This window comes from Microbacterium sp. (genome assembly GCF_026393345.1).
Classification (GTDB): Bacteria; Actinomycetota; Actinomycetes; order Actinomycetales; family Microbacteriaceae; genus Microbacterium.
The window spans coordinates 1-4,773 of the sequence record NZ_JAPLAI010000018.1; the positions used below are offsets into that span (position 1 = coordinate 1).

Here is a 4,773-nt window from a genome sequence, read left to right on the forward strand (position 1 = left end):
CCTGGGCACGATCCACCCAGAAGTCCTTCATCTTGCCGATCTGCATCTGCATCAGCACCGCAGCGCCGACGAACGTCAGCGACACGAACGTGACCAGCACGACCGAGATGACCATGGAGGCATTGCGACGGAGCCCGCTGAAGGCCTCGCCGAGGATCAGACCGCTCCTCATCGCGTGGGCCCCACTTCGTCGTCGTCCTGGCCGAGACCGAGGCGGTCCGCGAGGCCGAGCTCGTCCATCGAGACCTCGGGGATGCGGGGTGCGGGCGCGGGCCGCGTGATCGGCGGCTGCTCCGCATCCGGATGAGGGGCAGCGGGTGCCGTCTCACGCGCGGTCTCGGCGGCGGGGGCCTGGTCGAGCCGGACCGGCTCAATCTGTCCGGTCTCGGAGATCTCGCGGCGCAGCTCCTGCACGGCGGTGAGGGCGGCGGTCGCTGCAGCACCTCGCTCGGCCTGCGGCCCGAGACGCGGGATCCCGGACGTGTCGCCGTATCCACCGCTGCTCTCGTCGCGGACGATCTCGCCGTGACGCAGTTCAATCACGCGGCGACGCATCTGATCGACGAAACCCGCCTCGTGCGTGGCCATAACGACCGTGGTGCCGCCGGCGTTGATGCGGGCAAGCAGCTGCATGATGTCGACGGAGGTCGCAGGGTCGAGGTTTCCGGTCGGCTCGTCGGCGAGCAGCACCTGCGGGCGGTTCACCAGGGCGCGGGCGATCGCGACACGCTGCTGCTCACCGCCGGAGAGCTCGTGCGGCAGACGCTTTTCTTTGCCGGCAAGGCCGACGAGGGCAAGCGCCTCCGGCACGGCCTGCTGGATGAAGCCCTTGGAGGAGCCGATGACCTGCAGCGTGAACGCGACGTTCTGGAACACGGTCTTGGTCGGCAGCAGCCGGAAGTCCTGGAACACCGCGCCGACGTGGCGACGGAAGTACGGCACCTTGCGGTTCGGGAGTGCCCGGAGGTCGCGACCGAGCACGACGACGCGTCCCTCGCTGGGGGTGTCCTCTCGCAGGATCAGCCGCAGACAGGACGATTTGCCCGATCCCGACGCTCCCACGAGGAAGACGAATTCTCCGCGTTGCACCTCGAAGTCCACGTTCTGAAGCGCGGGTTTGGAGGTGCCGCGATACCGCTTGATGACATTCTCGAACCGGATCATGGCCACGTCAGCCTAAGCGGACGACGACGCTGAGCCGGGCACCACCCGCGGCGCGCCGCATCCCTCGAGGTCAGTCTTCGATCTTGCGCTTGCGCCACCGGATGCCGGCGGCGATGAGGCCGTCCAGGTCGCCGTCGAAGACGCTCGCGGGGTTTCCGACCTCGTAGCCGGTGCGGAGGTCTTTCACCAGCTGCTGACCGTAGAGGAAGTAAGAGCGCATCTGGTCGCCCCAGCTCGCCGTGATCGTCCCGGCGAGTTCCTTCTTCTTTGCCGCTTCCTCTTCCTTCTGCAGCAGCATCAGGCGGGTCTGCAGCACGCGCATGGCGGCGGCGCGGTTCTGGATCTGCGACTTCTCGTTCTGCATCGACACGACGATGCCGGTCGGAAGGTGCGTGATGCGCACGGCGGAGTCGGTGGTGTTGACCGACTGTCCACCCGGCCCGGAGGAGCGGAACACGTCGACGCGGATGTCGCCCTCGGGGACCTCCACCTCGACAGCTTCTTCCATCACCGGGATGACCTCGACCGCAGCGAAGCTGGTCTGCCGCTTGTCGGCGCCGCCGAAGGGGCTGATGCGCGCGAGGCGGTGGGTGCCGGCCTCGACCGACAGCGTGCCGTAGGCGTAGGGCGCGTCGACCTGGAAGGTCGCGGATTTGATGCCGGCACCTTCGGCGAAGGACGTGTCCATCACCTTGACCGGGTACTTGTGCCGCTCGGCCCAGCGCAGGTACATCCGCATGAGCATCTCGGCGAAGTCGGTGGCGTCGTCGCCGCCCGCGCCGGAGCGGATCGTCACGACGGCGGAACGATCGTCGTACTCGCCGTCAAGCAGTGTCTGCACCTCGAGGTCGCCGATGATCTTCTCCAGCTCCGCGAGCTCCTTGCGGGCCTCCTCGGCGGACTCCTCGTCCTCCATCTCGGTGGCGAGTTCCACGAGCACCTCGAGGTCGTCGAGGCGTCGGCCGACATCGGTGACCCGCTTGAGGTCGGCCTGCTTGTGGCTGAGCGCGCTCGTCACCTTCTGCGCCTTGTCGACGTCGTCCCACAGATCGGGGGCGCCGGCTTCCTCGCTCAGGCGCGCGATGTCGGCGCGCAGCGCATCCACGTCGACCACCGCCTGGATGTCGTCGTAGGTGGAACGGAGCGCCTGGATGGCGGAGGACACATCGAGCTCAAGCATGACACTCCAGACTAACGTGGATGCGGTGACCGACCGTGACCAATCCGCAGATCCAGGAGTGGCCTCGGTCCTCGGGCGCTTCGCGCCGATGATCTACGGCCCCACGCTGCTCTTCGCCCTCGGCGAGGGTGCGGTCATCCCCCTCATCCCGGTGATCGCCGAACGCCTCGGCGCCGACATCGCCCTCGCCGCGGTCGTGGTGTCGGCCCTCACCGTCGGCCAGCTCGTCGGGAACCTGCCCGCCGGCGCCGCCGTCGCCCGCATCGGGGAACGCCTGACGATGGCCTCCGCGGGAGCCCTCGTCCTCGTCGGCACCGCCGCGGCCCTCTGGGCACCGAACCTCGCGGTATTCGCCGTCGCCGTCTTCCTCATCGGCCTGAGTGCCGCCGCCTTCGGCCTCGCCCGCCACGCCTTCATGACCACGCGCGTGCCGATCCACTTCCGCGCCCGCGCGCTATCGCTGCTCGGCGGCACGTTCCGCCTGGGCATCTTCATCGGCCCCTTCGTCTCCGCCGCCCTCCTCGCGATCTTCCCCGGCGAGACGGCGCCGATCTGGTTCCTCGGCGTCTGCACCCTCGGGGTGATCCTCCTCGTCCTGTTCGGGCCCGACCCGGAGAAGGGCCTGGCCGCCGAGGCCGCAGAGCAACGAGTGTCCTCGGACGGGGAGGACTCGGGCGAGCCCGTCACGGGATCGATCCCGGTGTCGGAGCGCGCCGGGGTGTTCCGCACCATGTGGCAATACCGCCGAGTGCTGTCGCGTCTGGGCGTGGCCGCCGCATCCCTGTCCGCCGCCCGCGCGGCCCGCCAGGCGATCCTGCCGCTGTGGGGCCTGTCGATCGGCCTCGACGGGCAGACGATCGCCCTGGTCGTCGGCATCTCCGGTGCGATCGACTTCGCCCTGTTCTACGCGAGCGGCCAGGTGATGGACCGGTTCGGACGGCTCTGGGCGGCCCTTCCCGCGATGATCCTCATGGCCGGCGGGTTCCTCGCACTCTCGGTCACGCACGATCTCGGCACGGCCCCGATGTGGTTCGCGATGTTCGCCGCCGTGCTCGGCGTCGGCAACGGCCTCTCTAGCGGCATCCTCCTGACCCTCGGCGCAGACGTCGCCCCCCGGGACGACCCGGCGCCGTTCCTCGGCTCTTGGCGCACGCTCAGCGACGCCGGCGGTGCGGCCGCACCGCTTCTCGTCTCCGCCATCACCGCGGTGTTCTCGCTGTCATGGGCGGCGGGCGCCATGGGACTCGTGGCCTTGCTGGGTGCGGGAGCGTTCCTGCGCTGGGTGCCGATGTTCGTGCCGCGGGTGAAGGCGTAGGCGGCGGTCAGCGCAGGCCGGTGCGGCTCGTCGCGGTGGCGGTGAGCGCCACCCCGTCCGGGACGAACACCGAGAACAGCGGCGGATGCCACGCGGCGGTGACCGTCACGCGGGCCGAGCGTCCGTCCGGGGTGTCGGCGGAGACCACCGCCGGCTCCCCCGGCGCCGCCGCGACCAGCGCCTCGGCCTGTGAACGCACCTCCGACGGCGTCAGCGTCGCCTGCGGTTCGCCGTCCTGCAGCGTCAGTGTGAAGCCGTCGGCTCCGGCGAGCGCCGCCGCATCCGCGACCGCATCCAGCTGCTTCTGCGCGATGTAGAGGCTCGTCGCACAGGCGCACACGATGACGAGCGCGATCGCGAGGATCGCGTAGCCGAGCACGAGCGGCAGGATGCTGCCCTCATCGTCTCGCTGCGTCATGGGCTCGTCCCCCACAGCCGTGAGGTCTTCTGCACCGCCTGCGCCTCCACCGGCACGGTCGCGAGGTCGTCGAGACCCAGAATCGGCGGGACCAGTGGCAGCGGGATGCGGGCCCGCACCGTGACCGTGAGGGTCGCGCCGGACGACGGGCAGGCACCGGAAGCGTCCGGGCAGGTGAGGCCTACGGCCAGTCCGTCGAGGTCGAGGCCGTACTCCTCCGCTACCTGGTGCAGCACGAGGTCGACGCGACGGTCGGCGTCCGCCGCGTCCGTCGCCAGGCCGATGGCGCGCGCGGTGTGACGGGCCGCCGCTTCGACGCCGAGGGTTCCGTCCTGGATGAGGCCCAGCGCGACGATGAGATAGACGACCGGCACGAGGAGGAAGAGACCCGCGACGAGGAACTCCAGCGACGCGGAGCCGCGATCGTCGCTGTCCCGCATCCGTCGACTCAGCTCACTCCAGGCTCTCCGCGGGGGCACGGCCGGTCACCTCCCACGCTCCGGGTAGGCCGATCAGACCGATGATCGGCATCGGTGCGCGGACGGTGACGCGGATGACCGGATACCCGTCGGCCGATTCTTCCGTCACGGCGACGTCCTGCGCGTAGGTCGCACCGACCGCTCGGGTGATGACGCTGCGGGTGCGCTCGCCGCCCTCGGCGAGCGTGGTGTCGGCGAGCGCCGCGTGGTATGCGCC

General features: G+C 70.0%; 5 protein-coding genes and 2 pseudogenes. 1 reads left to right on the forward strand and 6 read right to left on the reverse strand.

Annotated elements, in window-relative coordinates:
- The 3 genes and pseudogenes from NT132_RS02560 to prfB all read right to left on the reverse strand — a co-directional run.
- A pseudogene (locus NT132_RS02560) lies at positions 1-172 on the reverse strand (ABC transporter permease); the annotation flags it as partial.
- The gene (gene ftsE / locus NT132_RS02565) at positions 169-1,164 is read right to left on the reverse strand and encodes a cell division ATP-binding protein FtsE (RefSeq protein WP_297784316.1); all 996 of its coding nucleotides are present in this window, start codon (positions 1,162-1,164) and stop codon (positions 169-171) included. The pseudogene NT132_RS02560 and the gene ftsE, both read right to left, overlap by 4 nt.
- Before the next feature lie 70 nt (positions 1,165-1,234).
- Positions 1,235-2,344: a peptide chain release factor 2 gene (gene prfB / locus NT132_RS02570; protein WP_297784319.1), complete on the reverse strand. Its 1,110-nt coding sequence runs from the start codon at positions 2,342-2,344 to the stop codon at positions 1,235-1,237.
- An 88-nt stretch (positions 2,345-2,432) separates the two neighbouring features.
- Between prfB and NT132_RS02575 the strand changes: the two genes are divergently transcribed.
- Entirely contained in the window at positions 2,433-3,659 is a 1,227-nt protein-coding gene (locus NT132_RS02575) for an MFS transporter (protein ID WP_297784328.1), read from the forward strand.
- A 7-nt stretch (positions 3,660-3,666) separates the two neighbouring features.
- Here NT132_RS02575 and NT132_RS02580 read toward each other — a convergent pair whose 3' ends face one another.
- From NT132_RS02580 to NT132_RS02590, 3 genes and pseudogenes are all read right to left on the reverse strand, one after another.
- A complete protein-coding gene (locus tag NT132_RS02580) occupies positions 3,667-4,077 on the reverse strand; it encodes a pilus assembly protein TadG-related protein (protein ID WP_297784322.1) in 411 nt (136 codons plus the stop codon).
- The gene (locus tag NT132_RS02585; RefSeq protein ID WP_297784325.1) at positions 4,074-4,517 is read right to left on the reverse strand and encodes a TadE family protein; all 444 of its coding nucleotides are present in this window, start codon (positions 4,515-4,517) and stop codon (positions 4,074-4,076) included. Before NT132_RS02585 ends, NT132_RS02580 begins: the two co-directional genes overlap by 4 nt.
- Positions 4,518-4,530: 13 nt before the next feature.
- Positions 4,531-4,773 (reverse strand): annotated as a pseudogene (locus NT132_RS02590) (TadE family protein); the annotation flags it as partial.